We start from the raw sequence: 23,404 nt of genomic DNA, 5'->3' as shown, positions 1-23,404 counted from the left end.
AAATGTGTTAATTTGAAAATTGATGCTTTAATACAAAAAATAAAACCAGTTGTTGAAACGTCAACAACTGGTTTTTTATGATAATCGAATACTCATAGCTGAAAACTCATGGCTCAAAGCTAAATAGCTATAAAGCTGCTAGTGCTTGTTCAATATCTGCCTTTAAATCATCAATATGTTCAATACCTACCGAAATTCTTAGTAAAGTAGGTTCCACACCTGCTGAAATTTGCTCTGCTTCTGAAAGCTGTGAGTGTGTCGTTGAAGCAGGGTGAATAATCAGCGTTTTTGCATCGCCTACATTCGCTAAATGACTAATTAATTGTAAGCTATTTACAAATTTTTCAGCTTTAGCTTTATCACCTTTCAGTTTGAATGAGAACACTCCGCCAAAACCACGCGTAAGGTATTTCTTACCCAATTCGTGATAGGGGCTATTTTCTAAACCAGGATAATTTACGTGCTCAACTTCTGGATGATTTAATAGCCAATTAGTAAGTGCCAAGGCATTTTCTCCAATTCTTTCTACTCTTAACGTCAACGTTTCTAAGCCTTGAATTAATAAGAAAGAGTTGAACGGACTTTGTGCAGGACCCCAATCACGCAGACCTTCTACTCTGGCACGGATGATAAATTGAATATTTCCGAATGGACCGCCAATACCAAATACATCATTCAATACTAAACCATGATAGCTTGGCGAAGGTTCTGTAAACTGAGGATATTTGCCATTACCCCAATTGAACGTACCAGCATCTACAATTACACCACCCATCGTTGTGCCATGACCACCAATCCATTTCGTAGCAGACTCAACAATGATGTGCGCACCATGTTTGATAGGCTGACAAATAGCACCGCCTGCCCCGAAGGTATTGTCTACAATAATCGGTAAGTCGTATTTTTTAGCTAATGCAGCAAATGCTTCAAAATCTGGGATACTAAAGCTTGGGTTTCCGATAGTTTCTAAATAGATGGCTTTAGTTTTATCATCAATCAGGGCTTCAAAAGAAGATACATCATCACCATTGGCAAAACGTGCCTCAACACCAATGTTTTTAAATGAATTCTTGAACTGATTGTACGAACCCCCATATAAAAATGAAGTAGTAACAAAGTTATCACCAACAGTGGTAATATTATTGATAGCGATAAACTGTGCCGCATGACCAGATGCTACTGCCAAAGCTGCCACACCACCCTCAAGAGCCGCCAAACGTTTCTCGAAAACATCACTGGTTGGGTTCATGATACGGGTATAGATATTGCCAAATTCTTTTAAGGCAAATAAATTAGCACCGTGTTCAGCATTTTTGAATTGATAAGCTGTTGTTTGATAAATAGGTACTGCACGAGCATTGGTTGTAGGGTCTACTTCTTGCCCAGCGTGCAGTTGGAGTGTTTCAAATTTCATGAGATTGTTTGTTAAATTAGTCTGAGTATATTCTATAAAATCTATAGACAAAGTTATGATATAAAATTTAAGTATAATGAATAGGGAAACAAATTTTTCTGAAATATTAAATGAAATTAATAATAAGGTTTTATCATTAATACTTCTTCAAAATCTTCTCAACAGCATCTAAATAGCCTCCACCAAAAAGATTGACATGTACCATTAAGGGATATAAATTATAAAGAGGAATTCTATCACCGAAACCGTTCTCTATAGGATATACTTCGTGATATGCTTCATAAAAAGTAGGTTCAAAACCACCAAACATGGTGGTAAAAGCCAATTCAGCTTCGCGTAAGCCATAATAACAAGCAGGGTCTACCAAGGCAACAAAACCCTTACTGTCGGTCATTACATTACCAGACCATAAGTCGCCATGCAACAAAGCAGGTTTTTCGTTAGGAATAAGACTAGGAATTTTTTCAAAAAGCGTTTGAAATTTATCATACACTTCCTCAGAAATTTTGCGGTCGTATAGCGCTAAACCTGCCTGTACTTTCAATCTTTTTTCAATAAAAAACTGCACACCATCTTCCATCCATTCATTACTTTGGCGTAATGCACCGATATAATTATTGAAATCTAGTCCATGACTATGGTGTGTATGTGTATGAAGTTTCGCTAATTTTTGTCCGAAATCTTGCCAATAGTTTTCTTGCTTATAGCCTGCCGTCAAGAATTCAATCATCAGGTATTCTTTATCTAAAATCTTTCCGTAATTAATTACTTGAGGAATAGAAAGCACGCCAGTATTCTGTAAAACTTGTAAACTTTTTGCCTCAGATTCAAACATACCATCATGGTCGCCCTGATTCCATTTAATAAAGTAATCGCCTTCTGCTACTTTTACTTTTACAGCAAGATTGAAGTTTCCGCCATAAAAAAACTGGAAATCAAGTACTTCTGGATTATGTCCTAAGTTTTCAAAAAGAATACTTTCTATAAATTGATATTGTTCCTGCGTCTGAAAAGTCATACAAATATTGATTACGAAATGCTAAAGTCAGATTATTTTATTGACTGTCTACTATGGTTTATTCCAAAATTACTAGAAAACCATTAAATTGCATTGGTTGAACGATTTTATCAAAAACAAATTGTTAAAATCCATTCCAAAGATGTCAGCAAAAATTAAAAAATAAAATGAAATACAAGAAACACGTTTTTATTTGTACTAACCAAAAAGATGCACCCAAAAAAAGCTGCGGCGTAGAAAGAGGAGGAGCATTAGTAGATGCTTTTAAGGCATCACTGAAAGAAAAAGGGTTATTGAGCGAAATCAGAGCACAAAAAACAGGCTGTTTAGATGTTTGTGCTTTTGGACCAGGCATGGTGGTATATCCAGAAGGAGTATTTTATGGCAATGTGCAATTAGCTGATGTTGAAGAAATTGTAGAGAGCCATTTAATCGGCGATAAAGCCGTTGAGCGTTTAGTAATCGGATAATTGATGATAGCCATTAGAAACGGACTTGTCCGTTTCTAATAAAAAAATTAACACTCAGATGTACAGAATCTATCCCACATTAATCAATTCATTTGTTTTGTATGAGCAACAGGTATTAGATGCTCAGGGAAACATCCTTGTAGACTTGTGGGAAATGATAGACCGTATCAATAGAGTGAAAAGGCCAACTACTGAAGCTCAGCAAAGAGGGATTGATTTTGAGAAGGCCGTAATTACAGGTGAAAACGAAGAGCTATTCGGGGATGGGATCATTGAAAAGGCACGTGAATTATTACCAGCTAAATACAAAACGCAGTTTTATACAGAAGCAAAGTATAAAAATTGTTTAATTTATGGCTTTGTAGATTTAGTAGGAGGAGACCGTGCTGTTGATTTAAAATCTACCAGATTATATCAACCCAATCGTTTTGAGTTTAACCATCAAAACCTGTATATGTTAGGGTTACAGAAATGGGGCGTCAGAACCTTGGATTATATCATTACAGATTTTAATGATGTATATCAAGAAAGTTATGATGTGAAAACCTATAATTTTACTCCGCTGTATCAACAAATAGATGCCTTTATTGCCTTCTTAGAACAACACCGCAAGCTAATTAAGGATAAAAAGATTTTTGATAAAAAAGGAGATACCAATCAGTTGTCGCTATTTTAAATAGCTTTAAGCTATGAGCAGTAAGCTTTGAGCCTTTAGCAGTAAGCCTAGGGAGATTTTATTCATTCTGGCTAAATCTACAAATCCTCAAGTCTCAAAAAACAAAAAGTCTTAAGTCTAGCATCTAGCGTCTTCTAGTCCACAAATCCCCAAGTCCTAAAGTCTTCAAGCCTAAAAAATCCCCTTCAACTCAATCAAATCCTTTACCTCATGTTTAGGCTTTAATGTAAGCTCCTGTGCTCTTCCATCAGGATTAAAGAAAACCGTGTCGATACCCGCTTGATTAGCTCCTACAATATCGCTTTGAAAGCTATCACCAATCATAATACATTCAGAAGGCTTCGCTCTAACTAAACCCAAAGCATATTCAAAAATGCCTGCCTCAGGTTTTTTGTAGCCAGAGTTTTGGAAAGTGACAATCTCTTTGAAATAATGTTTAATTCCTCCAGAGGTCATTTTTATATCCTGTACCTCCATAAAACCATTGGTGATAATGTGTAAAGGATATTTTGGAAATAGATATTCTAGCACTACCTTAGCATTAGGCAATAAATTAGGCTTGCGGACTGAAATATTGATATATTTATCTGAAACCTCATCACAAAGAGAATAGTCGAAACAACCTAATTCACTGAAAATCATCCTGAAGCGCTGATGACGCAATTCAGGCTGACCAATCTTCCCTTGCTCATACAAATCCCATAGCTGATGATTTATTTTATTGAAAATAGTATAAAATTGAACAGAAGAAGGAATGCCATAAGTATGTAAATCAAAGTGCTGATACACCTCGTCTAAAGCAAGTTTAGAATTCGTGTTATGGTCCCAAAGAGTATGGTCGAGGTCGAAGAAAAGATGCTTATACATATTTTTTTATACAAATATCATAGGTGAAACTTTTGAAACAAAAACTAAGCGTTTATTTTTAAAGGATAAAACCTGAATTAATTTGCATCAAGATATTCTTTTATATAAATTCATAGTTTGTAAAAAACAATTTTAAGAAATCTAATTTAACCATAAAAATGGCTAGTCAACCCACAGAAGAAAACCAGATAAACGTAGAATTAACAGAAGCAATGGCAGAAGGAGAATACGTGAATTTGGCGATGATTGCACATTCTCAGAGTGAATTTGTTATTGATTTTATCAAAATGATGCCTGGAATCCCTAAAGCGAGAGTAAAATCAAGAGTAATTCTTACACCTGATCATGTTTATCGTCTTTTGAATGCCCTCAAAGAAAATATTCAAAAATATGAAGAGGCCTACGGCCCAATTACGGACGATAAAAACCAAAATGGCTTTCAGTTCCCAACCAATTATCGTGGTCCTATTGGGGAAGCCTAATATCCACATCAGGTTTTTACAAATAAGATAATACTTTCAGAATTTTCATCAACAGAGCGTAAATGTAAGTAAATAGAATATTCTATTGCTCATTTACGCTCTATTGTTGAAATAACAATGAAGCTGTTTAAACTTTCCGTTTCTTAGGTGAAAGTATTGTATTTTAGAATTGATTTTTTCAAAATTTGGGAAGCATAGCATCGCTACGTTGAGTAAATTTTGGAACAAGCTATTCTAAAAGACTTAGTTTAACCCGAAAGGGAAAGTTTAAACAGCTTCAATGAGTAGATAACCAGTGCCTACGGGCTTTAAAATAAATAAATATAAATATTGTGAGACAATGAATCAAAAACTGACCAGAGAATATTTAGCGGCTAATGCTGAAAATTTGAGTAAACTTGTTGAGTTACCTAATGATAAAATTTTTGAACTTCCTGAGAAAGTACTTCAATTTGGTACTGGTGTTTTATTAAGAGGACTTTGTGATTATTTTATTGACAAGGCTAATAAAAAAGGTATTTTCAATGGTCGTGTAGTAGTGGTTAAATCTACAGATAAAGGAGGTACAGATGATTTTAATGAACAAGACGGGCTTTTTACCCATGCCGTAAAAGGATTAGAAAATGGGCAAAAAGTAGAAGAGTATATTATCAATGCTTCTATTTCTCGTACTATTTCGGCACGTTCGCAGTGGAAGGAAATATTAGCTTGTGCTAAAAACCCTGAAATGCAAATAATCATTTCTAATACTACAGAGGTAGGTATTACTTTATTAGAAAACGATAAGATAACGAGTAATCCTCCGCAATCATTCCCTGTAAAATTATTAGCGTTTTTATACGAGCGTTGGCAAGTATTCAAAGGTTCTGCCAAAAGTGGAATGGTCATTATCCCTACTGAATTAATCGTTGGGAATGGAGATAAATTACAAGAAATTGTATTGGAACAAGCTCACCGCAATGGTCTTGAACCTGAATTTATCGAATGGCTTGAAAACCATAACTACTTCTGTAATTCATTGGTAGATAGAATTGTACCGGGAAAACCTGACAAAGAAATTTGTGATGATTTAGAAAAGAAATTTTCTTATCAGGACGACTTGATGATACTTTCAGAAGTATATCGTCTTTGGGCAATTCAGGGGGATGAAAAAATCCGTAAAATATTATCATTTGCGGCTGCTGACCCGGGCGTTATCATCGAAAAAGACATTGAAGTTTACCGTGAATTAAAACTAAGAATGCTTAACGGAACACATACTTTAACCTGCGGGATGGCATATTTGCTAGGGTTCCGTTTGGTAAAAGATGTAATGAGTAATAGTTATTTAAGTAAAATTATTACGAATATGATGTTAGGAGAAGTATCTTTAGCAATTCCTTATAAGATTGACCCTAAAATTAGAGACCGTTTCGGTAGAATGGTGTTAGACCGTTTCCGTAACCCTTTCTTACAACATAAATTACTAGACATTACCGTTCAGTATACTGCCAAAATGAAAATGCGTAATGTGCCTATTCTTTTGCAATATTATCGTGAATTTGGTAAAGCACCCGAATTGTTTGCCATGGGCTTTGCCGCCTATTTACAGTTCATGAAAGCTGAAAAAGAAGTAAATGGTAATTATTTCGGCGAATGTAATGGTGAATATTACCCAATCAATTGTAATTTCGCACCATACTTTTACGAAGCTTGGGAAAACTTTGATTTAGACAAAGTATTATCTAACAGAAGCTTGTGGGGTGAAGATTTAACACAGTTAGAAGGATTTTCAGACGCAGTGAGGAAATATTTATGAAAAAAGTAGTCACTTTCGGTGAGATAATGATGAGGCTCAGCACGCCACGTCATACTCGCTTTCAACAGGCGACAAGTTTTGATATTAATTTTGGTGGGGGCGAAGCGAATGTTTCGTCCTCATTGGCTATTATGGGGGTTCCAGCGAGCCATGTAACCCGTTTTCCTGAGAATGATTTAGGCAATGCCGCCATCAATACATACAGACGGTATGGTCTTAGTATGGATGATGTTGTAAAAGGGGGCGACCGTATAGGCATTTACTATGTAGAACAAGGAGCAGCCATGAGGCCAAGTAAGGTAATTTATGACAGAGCCGATTCAGCCTTTGCTACCCTCAAACCTACTGATTTTGATTGGGAACATATCTTTGAAGATGCCCAGTGGTTTCATTTCACAGGTATCACACCCGCTATTTCAGAAAGCGCCGCTCAGGCATGTCTGGAGGCCGCCCAAACAGCTAGTCGTTTAGGATTAAAAGTCTCCGCAGATGTGGGGTATCGTTCTAATTTATGGAAATGGGGTAAAAGACCCAATGAAATAATGCCAGCGCTGATTGAAAATTGCGATGTAATTATTTGCAGTAAAGGTGATGCCGAAGATATGTTTGGGATTGTCCCGAATGATGACAAGAAAAGTTTTAAATCAGTTTGTCAGCAACTTACCGACCGTTTTCCAAAACTAAAAAAAGTATTAACGACTAAACGAGGTCAAATTTCGGCTTCACACAATACTTTAACAGGAAAGTGCTGGAACGGATTTGAAATGTTAGAAACCAAGCAAATAAATATTCCTGATATTGTTGATAGAATTGGCGGAGGAGATGCCTTTATGGCAGGGTTTATTTTTGGCGAAATCATCTATCAGAATACGCAGAAAGCAATAGAGTTTGGTGTAGCGGCTTCTGCATTAAAACATACGATAGAAGGCGATTTTAACTTATCTTCTGTCAGCGAAATAGAAGCAGTAATGAATGGCGATGTCAGTGGAAAACTAAGAAGATAAAACCGATTATGAAGTTTTCAAAAGCACTACTTTATACAAAACTAAGCGAAACACCCATTATGCCTCTTTTCAATCATCCCGATGTAGAGAAGAGTAAGGCCGTAGTGAAAGCCTGTTATAATGGTGGTATTAGGGTTTTTGAATACACAAATCGTGGTGAGGGGGCTGATAAAGTTTTTGCAACATTGGTAAAATATATTCGCACAGACTTTCCAGATATGGCAATCGGTATTGGCACTATCTTCAATGCTGAGGAAGCAGCATATTTTGTCGGTTTAGATACAGACTTTATTGTTCAGCCAACACTTGATGAGGGTGTCGCTAACGTTTGTCAACAAAATAACATGGCTTGGTTTCCGGGCGTACTTACGCCCAACGAAATTTATAAGGCTAATCAGTTAGGAGCAGATATTGTAAAAATATTTCCAGCCAATATTTTAAACCCTTCTTTTGTAAAATCAGTCAAGACAGTGATGCCTCAGGTAGAAATGATGATTACTGGTGGCGTAGAACCCAACGAACAAAGCTTAACTACATGGTTCAGTGCTGGTGCTAAAGCTGTTGGCATGGGCGGACAGCTGTTTCCTAAAGCAATTTTAGACAATAATAATTTCAATTGGATTGAAAATACTGTCAAAGAATGCCTTAGTATTATTAAAAACTAGCATCTAATCATCATATTTTATCTTCTTGGCTTTAATTCCTACTAATTTTTCCTCATGGTTTTAAGGTAATCTCTTACATTCTCATTAATTTTGTACTTTTACAAGAATATCCGACAGCAGGTAGTTTAAATTGACTAACTTTACACAATACCTGTTCAAAAGAAATATAAAAATAAAGAACAAATTCACAAAATGGGATTATTCAATTTCCTGACTTCAGACATTGCGATTGACCTTGGTACTGCCAATACGTTAATTATCCATAAAGATAGAATTGTGGTTGACGAACCATCAATTATTGCCCTTGATAAAGCCACCAACAAAGTTTTGGCCATTGGTAACAAGGCAATGCAGATGCACGAAAAAACCAACGAGAATATCAAAACGATTCGTCCTTTGAAAGACGGAGTAATTGCCGACTTTACGGCAGCCGAATTGATGATTCGGGGAATGATAAAAATGATTGATACGGGAAGTCGTTTCTTTACGCCATCTCACCGCATGGTGATTTGTATTCCTTCAGGTATCACAGAGGTTGAGAAAAGAGCGGTAAAAGATTCAGCTGAACACGCTGGAGCTAAAGAAGTGTATATGATTCATGAACCTATCGCTGCGGCTATAGGTATTGGAATAGATATTGAACAACCAAACGGTTCAATGATTGTGGATATTGGCGGAGGTACTACTGAAATAGCAGTAATTGCTCTTTCAGGTATTGTTTGTGAGGCTTCAGTACGTATTGCTGGAGATGTATTTACACGTGATATTGTTGATTATATGCGTCGCGAACACAATTTATTGATTGGTGAGCGTTCGGCAGAGTTAATCAAAATAGAAGTAGGTTCAGCATTGCCAGAATTGGAAAATCCACCAGCAGATTATGAAATCCGTGGACGTGACTTAATGACTGGTATCCCGAAAGAAATTAAGGTTACTTATTCAGAGATTGCTTATGCATTAGATAAATCAATTTCTAAAATTGAAGAAGCCGTAATGAAAGCCCTAGAGGTATCGCCTCCTGAACTTTCGGCTGATATTTATCATAATGGTATTCATTTAACAGGTGGGGGAGCTTTGTTGCATGGTTTAGATAAGCGTTTAGCTAACAAAACTAAATTGCCTATTCATATTGCTGATGATCCATTAAGAGCTGTAGTGCGTGGAACAGGTGAAGTATTAAAACACCTTGACCATTTCAAGCCTATTCTCATCTCTTAATTAACTAGGCTAAGGAATGAGTAAATGAAAGAATGATATTTTTATGTTCTTTCGTTTACTCATTTTTACATTATAGCCTTTTCTGTCAAATCAATTATTCCAAGATTCTTCTTTTAAATGTATCAGTTAATCCAATTTATCTCTAGGAAACGAGCCTTCATTTTGTTTGCATTATTGGAGGTACTGAGTCTGTGGTTTTTTTATTCATACAATAATTATCCCAGTGCTATCATGTTCAATACTACGAACTATTATGCAGCACAAGCCTTGGATGTATCCAATAGTATCGTAGAGTATTCGAATCTGAGCAAAGTAAACGAAGATTTAAGCTCGGAAAATAAAAGACTTTATGAGTTAGTAGAAAAACTACAAGCTCAACAAACCCCTATTACTCACTCTATCATCAATTATAAGGCAGATTCTGCTGTGGCAGCTCGCTTTAAATTTACGGTCGCCAAAGTTACTAATCTTAGCGTAGCTCAGTTTAATAACTATATTACGATTGATAAAGGTACAGCTGATGGTTTAGCACCAGGGATGGGCGTAATTTCTTCAACGGGCGTAGTGGGTAAAATAAAATCATGTTCGGAACATTATTCAAGAATAATCTCTATCCTACATTCAGAATATACCGTTTCTGCTAAGATTAAAAGTAACAATGAAATCGGGTCTATCAAATGGGATGGACTCAATCCTTCTGTCGTAGAAATGACAGATGTTTCAAGGTACAAAAATGTGAGAGTAAAGGATACCGTAATGACCTCAGACTTCAATTACGTTTTCCCGTCGAACATCGTGATTGGTTACGTGAGCAAAGTAGGTTTAAAGCCAGACCAAACTTTTCATGACATAAAAGTAAAATTGGCCACTGATTTTAGTACGCTTTCGTATGTGTATGTCATTAATAACAAACTAGAAAAAGAACAAAGAGCCTTAGAAAGTACTGACAGTGAAGTAAAAAAATAGCGTACTATTTTCCAATAATTTGCATAGCCATTATAAACTCGGCAATCTAATTAATAATGACTCCAAGAAATATTTTTCCTCAAATACTTACTTTTATATTTTATCTTTTGTTGCAAATTTTCTTTGTTAGACAATTGGTATTTCTCAATCACGCATTTTGTTTTGTTTATGTAGCTACGGTTATTTTGCTTCCTTTTGATATTAACAGAGTACAGTTGGTTTTCTTAGGTTTTATTGCAGGAATGTTTGTTGATATTTTTTATAATACCATTGGTGCCAATGCAGCAGCCATGACATTCATAGCCTATATTCGTACACCAATTTTGGCCTTATTAGTGCCTCAAAGAGGCTATGACGAACGCCAAATACTGAGTCTGAAATCAATGGGCGTATCTTGGTTCTTGACCTACGTAATGATATTGACTGTTATTCATCATTTTATTTTGTTTTCATTAGAGGCCTCTAACTTTGGGCTAATTCTCCCCATTTTAGCAAAAGTAATAGCTAGCACGATTTTTACTACATTAGTAATTGTAATTATCCAGCTTTTTAGAAAAGATTAAAAATAAAAAAGTTTTACGCCTTTTTGTCAGGAAAAAAGTTCAAATCATGCTTGGCAAGTTGTTTGTTTATAGAAATTATCTAAAACAATGTAATGTAGATTCAATAAATTACTTGATAATTACGGTATCATTTTCTATTTTTATCAAGCGATATTCAGCAGCAATCATGGACGAGCAAGAAGAAATTAAAATAACTCAAACCTATACTGAAGTAGAAAAACATAGAGTTTTCGAAAAAGAGTTTATGCCGTACATTGACTCAATGTACAACTTTGCTTTCCGTCTGACAAACGATGAGGATGATGCTAACGACCTTGTTCAAGACACATACCTGAAAGCATTTAGATTTATTAATTCATTTGCTGAGGGAACTAATGCTAAAGCATGGCTGTTCAGAATCCTGAAGAATAGTTTTATTAACGATTTTAGGAAAAAATCTAAAGAGCCGTCGAAGGTTGATTATCAGGATGTTGAAACAACTTATAATTCAGAAGAAGACGCAGAAACTACTCAAACAGTTGATTTAAGAGCAGATACTGTTCAAGATTTAATTGGAGATGAAATTGCCAATGCGCTAAATGCTTTACCTGTTGATTTTCGTACTGTTATCATATTATGTGATGTTGAAGGATTTACTTATGAAGAAATGGCGAAGATATTAGATATACCTATCGGGACAGTCCGTTCTCGTCTACACCGTGCTAGAATGTTGTTAAAAGAAAAATTGAAATCGTATGCCAAATCTTTGGGCTATGACGTAAATGCTGACAGCATGGCAGAATAGATAACTGTTGATGAAAAAATAATCATAATCAAGAAATTTTTTATATTTTTTAGCATAAGGGAATTTTTTTTACAACCTTCCTGTTCAATAACTACTTGATTATCACAAATAGTAACCCCAATACAACGCCAAATTAAAATTTGTTTAATCCAATAGAATAATGGTTTCCGAGGTTGAAAAAATTCAAAAAAAGACAAGCTGTCAGCATCAGTCAGATTGCATGAAATTAGTCCAGTTAATTGTGGACGGTCAGGCATCAGAAGAGGAAATAGCCCAATTTAAACAGAACATGGATAAATGTTTGCCGTGTGAGAAAGGATATGAATTGGAGAAGTGTATTAAAGAAACAATGCAATTAAGATTGGAAAAAAAATGTGTTCCAACTAGTTTGATTGATTGTATCAAAAAGAAAATAAGTGCATTATAATTGAGTATTTAAGCTCAAAAAATAAAGGTTATTAAGTTGGTCGTTTTGCTTACGATATACTTAATAGCCTTTTACTTTTAATTAATTAGGGTATTTTACTTGTTGAAAATTGGAAAACGGAAAACTTATTATCTTCTCTGCCCCTTCTGGTTCGGGCAAAACAACTATTGTTAAGCACTTGCTTGCCAATAATGCTAATCTTGGATTTTCTATTTCTGCTTGCACACGTGATAAGCGTGGACGTAATGAAGAAAATGGCAAAGATTATCACTTCATGACGCCAGAAGAATTCAAAGATAAAATTGATGAAGACGCATTTGTAGAATGGGAAGAAGTATATCCTGGTGCTTATTATGGTACGTTGAAATCAGAAATTGAACGCCTATGGGCATCTGGTAAACATGTAATTTTTGATGTGGATGTTCGTGGAGGAGTAAAATTGAAGGAATATTACAAAGAACGAGCGTTGTCTATCTTTGTAAAAGTGCCAAGCGTACAAGAGCTAGAAAAACGCTTGCGCGAACGTGGTACAGATTCAGAGGACTCTATTTCTAAGAGAGTATTCAAAATGAATTTTGAAATGTCATTCCAAGATAAATTTGATATTGTATTATTGAATGATGATTTAACAGAGGCATTCAGAAAAGCTCAAAAACTATTTGAGGAATTTATAAACTAAGCATTAAAAGCTGTGAGCATTGAGCTTATCCATTTGTTAATACCAATAATAATAATTGTTCATAGCTTGTTGCTCAAATCTTAAGAGCTCAGAACTATATGAAAATAGGTCTCTTTTTTGGTTCTTTCAATCCCATCCATATTGGGCATTTAATAGTTGCCAACGTAATGGCTACTACTACCGACTTAGAACAAGTTTGGTTTGTAGTATCGCCCCAAAATCCTTTTAAAAAGAATAAATCGTTATTACACGAATTTGATCGTTTGGATATGGTAGAAAAAGCCATTGCTGATAATCCTAAATTCAAAGTAACCAATATAGAGTTTTCGATGCCTAAGCCTTCTTATACGATTGATACCTTAATACGTCTGCAAGAGAAGCATCCACAGCATGAATTCAAATTGATTATTGGAGGCGATAATTTAGCTCAATTCCCAAACTGGAAAAATCACGATAAAATTTTAGAATACTTCGGTTTATATGTTTATCCTCGCCCTAATGCTGAACTGAGCGATTTAGAGAAACATCCCAACGTCCGTTTAGTAAAAGCACCTTTATTGGATATTTCTGCCACCTTTATTCGGGATTGTTTGAAAAATGGACAATCAATCAGTTACATGATACCTGAGGCAGTGGAAGAGTTTATTTTGAGGAAAAAATTTTACTTATGAAAATTAGTATTTTAGGTTGCGGTTGGCTAGGCTTGCCCTTGGGCAAATATTTAGTAGCACAAGGACATGAAGTAAAGGGTTCTACAACCTCCGAGGCTAAATTTCCATTATTACAAGCCGTAGGTATTAGCCCTTTTTTATTGAGGTTTACCCCTGAAATTGAAAGCGATAACCTTGCTGAATTTTTGACATCTGATGTATTGATTATTTGCATTCCTCCTCGTGCTGGCAAATATGGCGAAGACTATCATGTACAACAAATTCAATCATTAATTGCCTCCCTTCATTCTTCCAGTATTCAATCTATTCTCTATACATCATCTACTTCAGTATATCCAGATTTGAATAGAGAAATCACCGAAGATGACGAAGTAATAGCATCATCTGCGTTGATAAAGGTAGAGAATTTATTAAAAGGACTAGACTTAAAAACAACAATCTTGCGTTGTGGAGGATTGATGGGACAGGAAAGAATAGGGGCGAAGTACTTTGCTGGTAAACGTATTAATACGGGACAAATTCCTGTGAATTATATCCATCAAGATGATGTAATAGGCATTATTGCGATGATACTTGAAAAGGGCATTTGGCAGGAGACTTTTAATGCTGTTTCGCCAGAACATCCCGTTCGGGAAGCAGTGTTTTTAAAGAACTGTGAAGAATATGGGTTTGAAAAACCTATTTTTGAAGAAGCTACTGAATCTATTCCCTTTAAAATTATCAGTCCACAGAAACTCATACAGCAAACTGGCTATCAGTTTAAATATGCCAATCCATTGGATTTTAAATATAAGGTTGATTAATTAGTGAGTTAGTGAATTGGGGATTTAAATTCCTTGTAGGGGTAACCCTTGCGGTTACCGTTCGACGAAAACACTAATACAAGAAACGGTAACCACAAGGGTTGTCGCTACAAGATTATAATAGATTATAATGATTAGCTGATTGCTGAAATCCGATTTCCGATGACCAATTAATCACTAATTCACTAACTCACAATTCACCATTATTTAAGCGTTCTTTCAAACAGTTTAAAGATACGCTTATATTCATCTATCCACGACGTAGGTTCTACAAAGCCATGGTCTTCCATCGGATAAGATGCCAGTTCCCAGTTATCCTTTTTCAATTCAATCAGCCTTTGAGCCAAACGAACGGCATCTTGATAATGCACGTTTACATCTATCATACCATGACATATCAATAAATTTCCTTTCAATCCATCAGCATAATATATTGGTGAGCTTTTGCGATATGCAATAGAGTCTGTTTGGGGTTCATTCAGAATGTTGGCTGTATAAGGGTGATTATAGGCTGCCCAGTCTGTTACAGGTCTTAAGGCAGCACCCGCAGCAAATACATCTGGTGTAGTAAACATGGCCATTAAAGTAATAAAACCACCATACGAGCCACCATAAATGCCAATTTTTTTAGGGTCAACACCTTGGTTTTCAACCAACCATTTGACACCATCTACTTGGTCTGTCAAATCCTTGCCACCCATAAAACGATAAATGCCTGTACGCCAATCTCTACCATAACCTGATGAACCACGATAATCAATATCAAGAACTGTATAGCCGTTATCGACTAGCATATTATGGAACATATATTCACGGAAATACTGGCTCCACCATTTATGTACGTTTTGTAGGTAACCCGCACCATGTACAAAGATTACTGCTGGCTTTTTCCCTTTCTCTCCTTTGGCTTCGTATAGACGAGCATACACTTCTGCACCATCTTTGGCACTAAAAGTAATGATTTCAGGCTCACGCCATTTATACTCTTTGAACTGCTGACTTTGCGATTTTGTAATTTGTATAGGAGGGGCATTTACAACATTATCTTGAATATATACTTCCCAAGGGCGGTTTGAATAAGAATGCAAATAAGCTAATTTGGTTTCATCAGGTGAAAGCATTACTTGATTTGACCCTGTCATTTTGGTTAAACGCACTTTATCACTACCCGTTACAGTCATTTTATAAAAATGTTGTTCGCCCGGATGTACCTCGTTTGATGTAAAATAAAAATGCAGTTTGTCTTTTGATAGTTGCAGACTCTGTACTTCAAATTTACCTTTTGTTAATTGTTTTTTAGCCCCAGTTGATAAATTCACAGTATAAATATGCGAATAACCATCTTCTTCTGATTGATAAAATAACGTTTGATTATCGCCTAAAAAACCAATATTCCCGAAATTAATTCCTGGTCCACCAATCCAAGCTTCATCTCTTTGTCTGTCGATAGTCTTTAGTTTTCGGGTAGCAACATCTAATTTCAAAATCCAACGGTCTTTATTATCCTGACTTCTTACAACCACGACACAATATTTACCATCTGTCGACCATATTACTTCGCTAAAGATTACTTTTCTAGGTTCTACCTTTTTATTTTTAGTAGTATCTTTTTTAGTATAATCTTTTAAATAGTCAGGTTCGTCATAAATTCCCTCAATCTCCTTTGTAGAAACCTGTAAAGCAGTATCCTTTTTGATGTCATATACCCAAAACTCATTGCTTGACATCGGTGCTCCTACTTTGGTTCTAGCTGGCAAATCTTCCGTAAACCCAGATTCTGTTACATAGCTTGGCACAACAGCATTTTTAGCACCCGTTGCCGATTTCGTTAAGCGATAAGTAATATAATTTTCATCAGGACTCAAAGTCTGAATATCTACCCTTTTATCATCAATATAAATCTCTTTGGCACGTTTAGGCAAATCAGCTTTGGCAATTATATCTCCCTGCTTTTTCTTGTCAGCACGCTCTTTTAATATGTTAAAAAGACTTATCTGGTCTGTTTTTTGCCATTTTTCTTGTTCGTTTAGCTTAGTCTCAGCTTTTTTAGTTCCAGTTAAAAAATTGCTTAGTTGTTCGGTTTCGCCTGTGGATAAATCAAAACTAAACAAGTTGCTGGCTTTGGTATAAATGATTTTGCTTTCCTTGCCATTAAAATTAGGGTTACCCTCTGTTTCAACAGTATTAGTAATCTGGCGAACAGCCATTGTTTTACAGTCTAGCAAAAACAAATCTCCATTTTTTGTATAGATTTTTTTTGAGAAATCTCGACTATAAACACCTGAAAATGAAGGCAAAGCTCTACGTGTTTGAGGAGCTATTTTAAACGGCTTCTTTTCAGTAACAGAAGCCCCATATAACGAATCCGCCTTATTTCTAAATGGATTCCAATTAAAATAAACCATTCTACTATCCTCCGACCAATTGATAGAAGAAGGCAAAGCCCCAATGGTAAATTTAGGGTCTTGCATGATATGTTCAACACTCAATTGTTGAGCATAAAGTGTAAAACAAAAACAAGTGGTAATAATTAAGGTAAAGACTTTTTTCATGTTGATGAGTTTTTGCTATAATTTACATCTATTAATTTATATTAGACACCTTTTATAAGGTATCTAATATAAGCCTAATTATCTAACTAATTCCCCATTCCCTAATCTTAGGAATCAACGTATCAATATCACCAGCACCAACGGTTACTATTAGTTCAGGTTGTTTGGCCTCTAGTAAGTCTAATACTTCATCTTTATTACAAAGTGTTTTGATAGGCGATGTTACTTTGTCGAAAATAATTTGCGACGTAACGCCTTCGATAGGTAATTCTCTAGCTGGATAAATATTCAATAGAATTAAATCATCAGCTAAGCTCAGGCTTTCTGCAAAACCTTCTTGGAAATCACGAGTACGAGTAAATAAATGTGGTTGAAATACTACCGTTAATTTACGCGTTGGATATAATGCCTTCACGGATGATAAAAAAGCCTGTATTTCGGTAGGATGATGGGCGTAGTCGTCGATATAAACAATTTTCTCTGAACGGATATGGTATTCAAAGCGACGTTTTACACCACCAAAGCTACAAATACCCTCTTTGATTTGTTCAGCCGTCAATCCTGCTTCTAAAGCTACGGCCGTAGCCGCCAAAGCATTTTCTACATTATGAAAACCAGGTGTCAGTAAAGTACAATCTTTAATAATACCATTTGGATAGATAATATCAAAAATCATCTCAGCATTTTCAATCCTAAGGTTTTGTGCATAAAAATCACCTTCATTCAATGAATATTCTGCCGATTCATTCTTGGTAAAAGATGCTAAATTCAATCCTTTGCGTTGGTATAATTTACCGCCATCTTTGAGCTGAGAAACGAATAATTGAAAAGATTCTAGCAACTGACTGTGGTCGCCATAGATATCTAAATGGTCGGCATCTGTTGAGGTGACGATGGTTAGATTAGGATATAGTGTAAGAAACGAACGGTCGAATTCATCAGCTTCCACCACACAAATTACATCATCAGGAGATTCATTGATTAAAAAATTGGTACCATAATTCTGTGTGATTCCTCCTAAAAAAGCAGTAACGTTTTTACCAGCCTGTTTTAGAATATGCGATACCATCGATGAGGTAGTAGTTTTACCATGAGTACCTGAAACAGCAATGGTATAGAAACTCTTGGTTAATAATCCCAATACTTGCGAACGCTTCATCAATGTGAAACCATTATCTTTTAAATAGTTAAATTCAAGGTTATCTTTAGGAATAGCGGGTGTGTAGACGATTAAAGTTTCTTCCTTATTCGCTAAAAACTCAGCAGGAATCAAATTGATGTCATCAGAGAAATGAACAGGGATTCCTTCAGCTTGTAAAGCATTGGTCAAAGGGGTAGCGGTTTTATCATAGCCAGCTAACGAATATCCATTGGCAATAAACCAACGTGCAATTGCCGACATACCGATGCCACCTATACCAAGAAAATAAATGTGTTTTAGGACTTTAAGATTCACTTTTATCAAGGGTTAAATTTCATTAGAACAAAGATATTTTAAAAAAATTAAAACAAAATGATTTTACAAACTCTTACTATCATCAATAAGTGTAATATTAATTTTTTGTAAAATGACAAATCTTTCTACCAAAGTCCATTGCGATACTTTTAAGGAAGTTCGTGTGGTAAGTCCATTATTGCATGCCTTTGAGTTTATGAGTATTGCTGGTAATGGTGCGAGCGAATATGAGTTTTTGAAAGAGTATGCTAAAAATAAGGCTTGGAAGTTTGATTTAAATATAGTGCTTAACTTTATGAAACTTCGTGAAAATGCTGTTGTCATAACTTGTCCAAACGAAAAAATTCAATGGGTAAACAAGGGTTTTACCAGAATGACTGGCTATGCCTTTAGTGAAGCGGTAGGTAAATCTCCGAATTTTCTTCAAGGTAAAGAAACATCCTTAGAAACAAGGCAATTGATAAGAGAAAGTATAAATATCAGAACTACATTTTCGGGACAAGTAATCAATTATCGAAAAGATGGAGCGTCTTATGTCTGTAGGGTTGATATTTTACCCGTATTTAACCAAGATAATGTATTAAGCAATTTTATAGCCTTAGAACATGAACTAGTTTAGTATAAATGATGATGACTAATCCCATGAAGCAATTGTTTTGTGGGATTTTTTATTGAAAGAATAATCATTTGAAAAAATAGATGATAACAAAATATTATTATTGATATTTCTTGAAATATATACTGTAGATTTGGTTACTTATTTTCTTGATAAAATTATATTTGTAAAATAAAAATTAAACTTCTCAAAGAAAACACATAAAATTAATTCAAAGTATAAATAGTAAAATGTAATTTCGCAGTATATTATCTAATTGAACCATCAAGATTGAATAATTAACAGAAATATGTCTTATCAAAGAAAAACTAAAATCGTAGCAACAGTAGGTCCAGCGTCTGATTCAAAGGAAATGCTGGTTAAGTTTGCTAAAGCAGGTGTAAATATTTTCCGACTAAATTTTTCGCACGGCTCACACGAAGATCATTTACAAAGACTAAACACAATCAGAGAAATAGCTGATGAATTAGATATAAATCTTGCAGTGCTTCAGGATTTACAAGGTCCTAAAATTCGTACTCAACTTGTCGAAAACAATGGCGTAACTATCACCGCAGGAAATACCTTAACATTCGTAATGGATGAAAACTTAATGGGAACATCTGAACGTGTTGGTACTACTTATACCTCTATGTATTTAGATGTTAACGTTGGAGAAAGAATTTTGATGGATGATGGAAATTTAGAAGTTAAAGTTTTAGAGATTGATAAAGTAAAGAAAGAGGTAATTACAGAAGTTATTTACGGTGGCGTATTGAAATCTAAAAAAGGTATTAACTTACCAGGTACTAAGGTTTCTTTACCATGTTTAACTGAAAAAGACCTTAAAGATTTATATTTTGGCTTAGATAATGGTGTAGATTGGATAGCCCTTTCATTTGTTCGTACTGCTGCAGATATTCATGATATCAAAGACAGAATCAAGGCTTATGGTAAGAAGAATACAAAGGTTATTGCTAAAATCGAAACTCCATTTGCGATTGATAATTTAGATGAAATTATCGAAGCTACTGATGCTATCATGGTTGCTCGTGGTGACTTAGGTGTTGAGATTGATGGTGCTAGAGTACCACACTTACAAAAATTAATGGTTGAGAAGTGTACTTTGGCTGGAAAACCAGTTATCGTTGCTACTCAAATGTTAGAGTCAATGATTTCTAACCCAGTACCTACCCGTGCTGAAACTTCAGATGTGGCTAATGCTGTATTACAAGGAGCTTCTGCTACGATGTTGAGTGGTGAATCTGCTTCAGGAGCCTATCCTTTGAAAGCTGTTCAGACGATGGCTCATATTCAAGAGGTAGTGGAGCAACAACAAAATGAGATTAAAATCGTAAAAGGTGACGAGGCTTCAATTTACTTCAAAAACCACTCATTAAGTAAAGGTGCTATTGAATTTCCGTTAAACGACCGTATGATTGCTGGAGCATGTCGTTTGGCACGTGATACTGAAGCAAAAGCAATTTTGTGTATTACAAACAGTGGTTATACAGCTTTCCGTTTGTCTGCTCACCGTCCTAAAGCAGGTTTGTATATCTTCACTGCTAATAAAGCCGTTCAACAAGAAATGGGCTTATTATGGGGAGCAAATGTTTTCTATTATGAAACCAAAGGAAATGATGTTGAAGCGACTGTAAAAGGAATGACTGACTTCTTGAAAGAAAAAGGTTTATTAACAGTTGGTGATACTTTCGTATCAACATTGAGCATACCTTCAGATAAAAACTTGAAGACTAATACAGTTCAATTAGGAATTGTAGAGTAATCAATTGTTTTGATAATAGAAAAAGGGTTAAATCCATCGGATTTAACCCTTTTTCATGTCTTGGGATTTTAAAATTGAGCTAATAAAAAAGCCTGATAAAATTCAATTTTATCAGGCTTTTTTATGGTATGCTATATCCTTAGAAATTACGTTCTCCAGCTTCTCTCTTTCCTAACATTACTGCACCTACCATGGCTACAAAAAATAGGATTGATACCAATTCAAAAGGAAGTACATAATCACGGTATAAGATTTGTCCTAAGCCCTCAACCATCCCTGTTTGAGCATCGTATGCTTTTACTGCTACAGCGTTCTTCAAATCCATTTTACGGGATGCTGCAATGATGATTACCAATATTGTTCCGCCGAGTATCGCTCCTGCTAGTTTAGTCAATGTATTTTTTGAATCAGGGGAGTTTTTACTTAAATCCATCATCATAATTACAAAAAGGAATAAAACCATGATGGCTCCTGCATATACTACAATATTTACTGCCATCAAAAACTGAGCATTCAATAACACATAATGACCAGAAATACAGAAGAAAGTGAAAACCAAATACAACACACTATGTATCGGATTTTTAGATAATACCACCATCGAAGCACTTAGGAGTGTCAAAGCAGTTAGAAAGTACCAAAAGTTCATATTTTTAATGAATCGTTATCAGATATTACAAATAATTTATTTACAAAATGGTTATTTCCAACCTTCTCTTAAATAGCGGTTATCCATTTTTTCAACCAATTTATCTTTTCCAAAAATCACTTCAGAGCGGTCTTCAAAAACAGGAACCATTTTGTCGTGTTGTAGATAGATAGCTTGTTTAGGGCAAGCTTCTTCGCATAAACCACAGAAAATACAACGAAGCATATTGATTTCATACACGCTTGCATATTTTTCTTCACGATATAAATTTTCTTCGCCTTTTTTACGTTCTCCCGCAATCATCGAAATCGCCTCTGCCGGACAAGCTACTGCGCATAGTCCGCAAGCAGTACAGCGTTCAGCACCTGCTTCGTCACGTTTTAGGATATGATGTCCACGAAAGACAGGGCCTAAATAACGTTTTTCTTCTGGATAACGAATGGTTACTTTTTTAGAAAAGAAGTGCTTTAGCGTAGTTGCCATACCTCCAACGATAGCTGGGAGGTAAATGCGTTCTGCAAAAGTCATTTCTTCTTGCTCTAAGACTTTGGATTTATTTGATAATTTCATAATAGTCTTCAAACCTTAAAGGAAAGATTTTAAATTTTATTTGAAAGCCTGCTTGCGTTAATCAAACTAAGCTGTTGCTAATTTTGCTGATTTCTTTTTCTTGTATTTCATTTCGCTGAAAGCAAATGTTACTATCAACATGATGACAACACCTGCCCACGATGCGGCAACTGTCATCCAGTTTGAACCACCTTCGTTTACAGTAAACAACATTGATGCACCCGTCAATACAACATTGAACATTGATAATGGAATTAAACCTGTCCACCCTAAGCCCATTAATTGGTCATAACGGAAACGAGGTAAAGTCCAACGAACCCACATAAATACAAAAACAAAGAATAAAGATTTCCCGATTAATGCACCTACACCTACTAAGGTAGCGATGTTTGATCCAACAGTAGCACCGAATTTTTCAGAAGCAAAAGAAGCCACGAAGTCATGTCCAGGATAATCATAACCACCAAAATATAAAGTAGCCATTACTGCACCAGAAATAAACATGTTGATGTATTCTGCGAATAAATAGAACCCTAATTTCATCGATGAATATTCTGTGTGATATCCACCAATTAATTCAGTTTCACATTCAGGTAAATCGAATGGAGTACGGTTACATTCTGCAAAAGCACAGATGATAAATATTACAAAGCCAAGTGGTTGGTAGAAGATGTTCCAATGTCCATTTTGCTGAGTTTCTACGATAGATTTTGTAGACAAAGAACCAGAAAGCATCAAGATAGCGATGATAGAAAGCCCCATTGCCAATTCATAAGAAATGTTCTGTGAAGCCGCACGGATAGCACCAATCAACGAATATTTATTGTTTGAAGCCCATCCACCAATTAAAACGCCATAAACACCTAAAGAAACAATACCGAATACCCAAAGAATACCGACGTTAACATCAATTCCCTGTAGGTCTAAGATAATGCCGTCTCCTAAGTCTAATTTATCTCCAAAGGGTACTACTGCTGAAGTCATCAATGCCGTAAGCATTGAAATACATGGGCCAGCAATAAAGAGCCATTTGTTAGATTGTGCAGGAATGAAATCTTCTTTCATGAACATTTTTACAGCATCAGCAAGAGGCTGTAAAATACCAAATGGACCTGCTCTGTCTGGTCCTACGCGGTCTTGCATAAAAGCAGCAATGATACGCTCAAAGTAAGTAGAATAGGCCGCTACACCAAGGGTAATAGCGAAGATGATTCCTACATAAATGGCTTTGGCCGTAAATAATGTTGATGTAATTTCCATATATCTAAATGTGTAAATAGTAAACTATCTA

24 protein-coding genes are annotated in these 23,404 nt (G+C 35.5%); 16 read left to right on the top strand and 8 right to left on the bottom strand.

The genetic code is table 11. The features are described 5' to 3' along the window. Positions 1–127: 127 nt before the first annotated feature. Both AC1RNE_RS09885 and AC1RNE_RS09880 read right to left on the bottom strand, forming a co-directional pair. A complete protein-coding gene (locus AC1RNE_RS09885; RefSeq protein ID WP_492800824.1) occupies positions 128–1,414 on the bottom strand; it encodes an O-acetylhomoserine aminocarboxypropyltransferase/cysteine synthase family protein in 1,287 nt (428 codons plus the stop codon). 136 nt (positions 1,415–1,550) lie between these two features. Continuing rightward, positions 1,551–2,432, bottom strand: a complete 882-nt coding sequence (locus tag AC1RNE_RS09880; protein WP_492800823.1) for a fructosamine kinase family protein — start codon at positions 2,430–2,432, stop codon at positions 1,551–1,553. Positions 2,433–2,599: 167 nt separating this feature from the next. Here AC1RNE_RS09880 and AC1RNE_RS09875 point away from each other — a divergent pair, with 167 nt between their 5' ends. Continuing rightward, positions 2,600–2,902 carry a (2Fe-2S) ferredoxin domain-containing protein gene (locus AC1RNE_RS09875; protein ID WP_492800822.1) on the top strand — a complete coding sequence of 101 codons (303 nt, stop codon included), beginning with the start codon at positions 2,600–2,602 and terminating at the stop codon, positions 2,900–2,902. Between the two features lie 58 nt (positions 2,903–2,960). After that, positions 2,961–3,578 carry a hypothetical protein gene (locus tag AC1RNE_RS09870; RefSeq protein ID WP_492800821.1) on the top strand — a complete coding sequence of 206 codons (618 nt, stop codon included), beginning with the start codon at positions 2,961–2,963 and terminating at the stop codon, positions 3,576–3,578. Between the two features lie 171 nt (positions 3,579–3,749). On the opposite strand, the gene AC1RNE_RS09865 is transcribed toward AC1RNE_RS09870, so the two are convergent. Next, positions 3,750–4,445 carry a YjjG family noncanonical pyrimidine nucleotidase gene (locus tag AC1RNE_RS09865; RefSeq protein WP_492800820.1) on the bottom strand — a complete coding sequence of 232 codons (696 nt, stop codon included), beginning with the start codon at positions 4,443–4,445 and terminating at the stop codon, positions 3,750–3,752. A 158-nt stretch (positions 4,446–4,603) separates the two neighbouring features. On the opposite strand from AC1RNE_RS09865, the gene AC1RNE_RS09860 reads away from it, so the two are divergent. From AC1RNE_RS09860 to AC1RNE_RS09805, 12 genes are all read left to right on the top strand, one after another. Next, positions 4,604–4,927: a DUF3467 domain-containing protein gene (locus tag AC1RNE_RS09860; protein ID WP_323251335.1), complete on the top strand. Its 324-nt coding sequence runs from the start codon at positions 4,604–4,606 to the stop codon at positions 4,925–4,927. 340 nt (positions 4,928–5,267) lie between these two features. Then, positions 5,268–6,725 carry a tagaturonate reductase gene (locus tag AC1RNE_RS09855; protein WP_492800819.1) on the top strand — a complete coding sequence of 486 codons (1,458 nt, stop codon included), beginning with the start codon at positions 5,268–5,270 and terminating at the stop codon, positions 6,723–6,725. Further along, entirely contained in the window at positions 6,722–7,729 is a 1,008-nt protein-coding gene (locus AC1RNE_RS09850; protein WP_492800818.1) for a PfkB family carbohydrate kinase, read from the top strand. Before AC1RNE_RS09855 ends, AC1RNE_RS09850 begins: the two co-directional genes overlap by 4 nt. A gap of 8 nt (positions 7,730–7,737) precedes the next feature. Continuing rightward, positions 7,738–8,394, top strand: coding sequence for a beta/alpha barrel domain-containing protein (locus tag AC1RNE_RS09845; protein WP_492800817.1), 657 nt, complete (start codon positions 7,738–7,740; stop codon positions 8,392–8,394). 192 nt (positions 8,395–8,586) lie between these two features. Then, complete coding sequence (locus tag AC1RNE_RS09840) at positions 8,587–9,612, top strand: rod shape-determining protein (RefSeq protein WP_309915228.1); 1,026 nt, start codon at positions 8,587–8,589, stop codon at positions 9,610–9,612. 117 nt (positions 9,613–9,729) lie between these two features. Continuing rightward, the gene (gene mreC, locus AC1RNE_RS09835; protein WP_492800816.1) at positions 9,730–10,578 is read left to right on the top strand and encodes a rod shape-determining protein MreC; all 849 of its coding nucleotides are present in this window, start codon (positions 9,730–9,732) and stop codon (positions 10,576–10,578) included. 56 nt (positions 10,579–10,634) lie between these two features. Beyond that, a complete protein-coding gene (locus AC1RNE_RS09830) occupies positions 10,635–11,141 on the top strand; it encodes a hypothetical protein (protein WP_492800815.1) in 507 nt (168 codons plus the stop codon). 166 nt (positions 11,142–11,307) lie between these two features. Beyond that, positions 11,308–11,925, top strand: coding sequence for a sigma-70 family RNA polymerase sigma factor (locus tag AC1RNE_RS09825; RefSeq protein ID WP_184129601.1), 618 nt, complete (start codon positions 11,308–11,310; stop codon positions 11,923–11,925). 220 nt (positions 11,926–12,145) lie between these two features. Further along, positions 12,146–12,352, top strand: coding sequence for a phosphohydrolase (locus tag AC1RNE_RS09820; protein WP_492800813.1), 207 nt, complete (start codon positions 12,146–12,148; stop codon positions 12,350–12,352). A gap of 109 nt (positions 12,353–12,461) precedes the next feature. Beyond that, entirely contained in the window at positions 12,462–13,031 is a 570-nt protein-coding gene (gmk, locus tag AC1RNE_RS09815; RefSeq protein WP_492800812.1) for a guanylate kinase, read from the top strand. Between the two features lie 98 nt (positions 13,032–13,129). Then, entirely contained in the window at positions 13,130–13,702 is a 573-nt protein-coding gene (gene nadD, locus AC1RNE_RS09810; RefSeq protein WP_492800811.1) for a nicotinate (nicotinamide) nucleotide adenylyltransferase, read from the top strand. After that, positions 13,699–14,505, top strand: coding sequence for a Rossmann-fold NAD(P)-binding domain-containing protein (locus AC1RNE_RS09805; RefSeq protein ID WP_492800810.1), 807 nt, complete (start codon positions 13,699–13,701; stop codon positions 14,503–14,505). The genes nadD and AC1RNE_RS09805 overlap by 4 nt, the downstream gene beginning before the upstream one ends. 203 nt (positions 14,506–14,708) lie before the next feature. Here the strand turns inward: AC1RNE_RS09805 and AC1RNE_RS09800 are convergent, their stop codons facing one another. Together AC1RNE_RS09800 and murC are read right to left on the bottom strand one after the other, a co-directional pair. Beyond that, positions 14,709–17,057 (bottom strand): S9 family peptidase, encoded by a 2,349-nt coding sequence (locus AC1RNE_RS09800; protein WP_492800809.1) that lies wholly within the window; start codon positions 17,055–17,057, stop codon positions 14,709–14,711. An 82-nt stretch (positions 17,058–17,139) separates the two neighbouring features. Then, the gene (gene murC / locus AC1RNE_RS09795) at positions 17,140–18,513 is read right to left on the bottom strand and encodes a UDP-N-acetylmuramate--L-alanine ligase (RefSeq protein ID WP_492800808.1); all 1,374 of its coding nucleotides are present in this window, start codon (positions 18,511–18,513) and stop codon (positions 17,140–17,142) included. A gap of 112 nt (positions 18,514–18,625) precedes the next feature. Between murC and AC1RNE_RS09790 the strand changes: the two genes are divergently transcribed. Together AC1RNE_RS09790 and pyk are read left to right on the top strand one after the other, a co-directional pair. Beyond that, positions 18,626–19,132 (top strand): PAS domain-containing protein, encoded by a 507-nt coding sequence (locus AC1RNE_RS09790; protein WP_492800807.1) that lies wholly within the window; start codon positions 18,626–18,628, stop codon positions 19,130–19,132. A 286-nt stretch (positions 19,133–19,418) separates the two neighbouring features. Further along, a complete protein-coding gene (gene pyk, locus AC1RNE_RS09785) occupies positions 19,419–20,894 on the top strand; it encodes a pyruvate kinase (protein WP_492800806.1) in 1,476 nt (491 codons plus the stop codon). A 139-nt stretch (positions 20,895–21,033) separates the two neighbouring features. On the opposite strand, the gene AC1RNE_RS09780 is transcribed toward pyk, so the two are convergent. The 3 genes from AC1RNE_RS09780 to nuoH form a co-directional block, all read right to left on the bottom strand. After that, positions 21,034–21,543: an NADH-quinone oxidoreductase subunit J family protein gene (locus AC1RNE_RS09780; protein ID WP_492800805.1), complete on the bottom strand. Its 510-nt coding sequence runs from the start codon at positions 21,541–21,543 to the stop codon at positions 21,034–21,036. A 51-nt stretch (positions 21,544–21,594) separates the two neighbouring features. Beyond that, the gene (locus tag AC1RNE_RS09775; RefSeq protein WP_492800803.1) at positions 21,595–22,113 is read right to left on the bottom strand and encodes a NuoI/complex I 23 kDa subunit family protein; all 519 of its coding nucleotides are present in this window, start codon (positions 22,111–22,113) and stop codon (positions 21,595–21,597) included. Positions 22,114–22,179: 66 nt separating this feature from the next. Continuing rightward, complete coding sequence (nuoH, locus tag AC1RNE_RS09770) at positions 22,180–23,373, bottom strand: NADH-quinone oxidoreductase subunit NuoH (protein ID WP_492800802.1); 1,194 nt, start codon at positions 23,371–23,373, stop codon at positions 22,180–22,182. Positions 23,374–23,404 lie beyond the last annotated feature (31 nt).

The organism is Arcicella sp. GW822-FHT02H01, assembly GCF_058802005.1.
The sequence above is the reverse complement of the archived record's forward strand: the minus strand, read 5'-3'. Positions and strand labels throughout refer to the sequence as shown.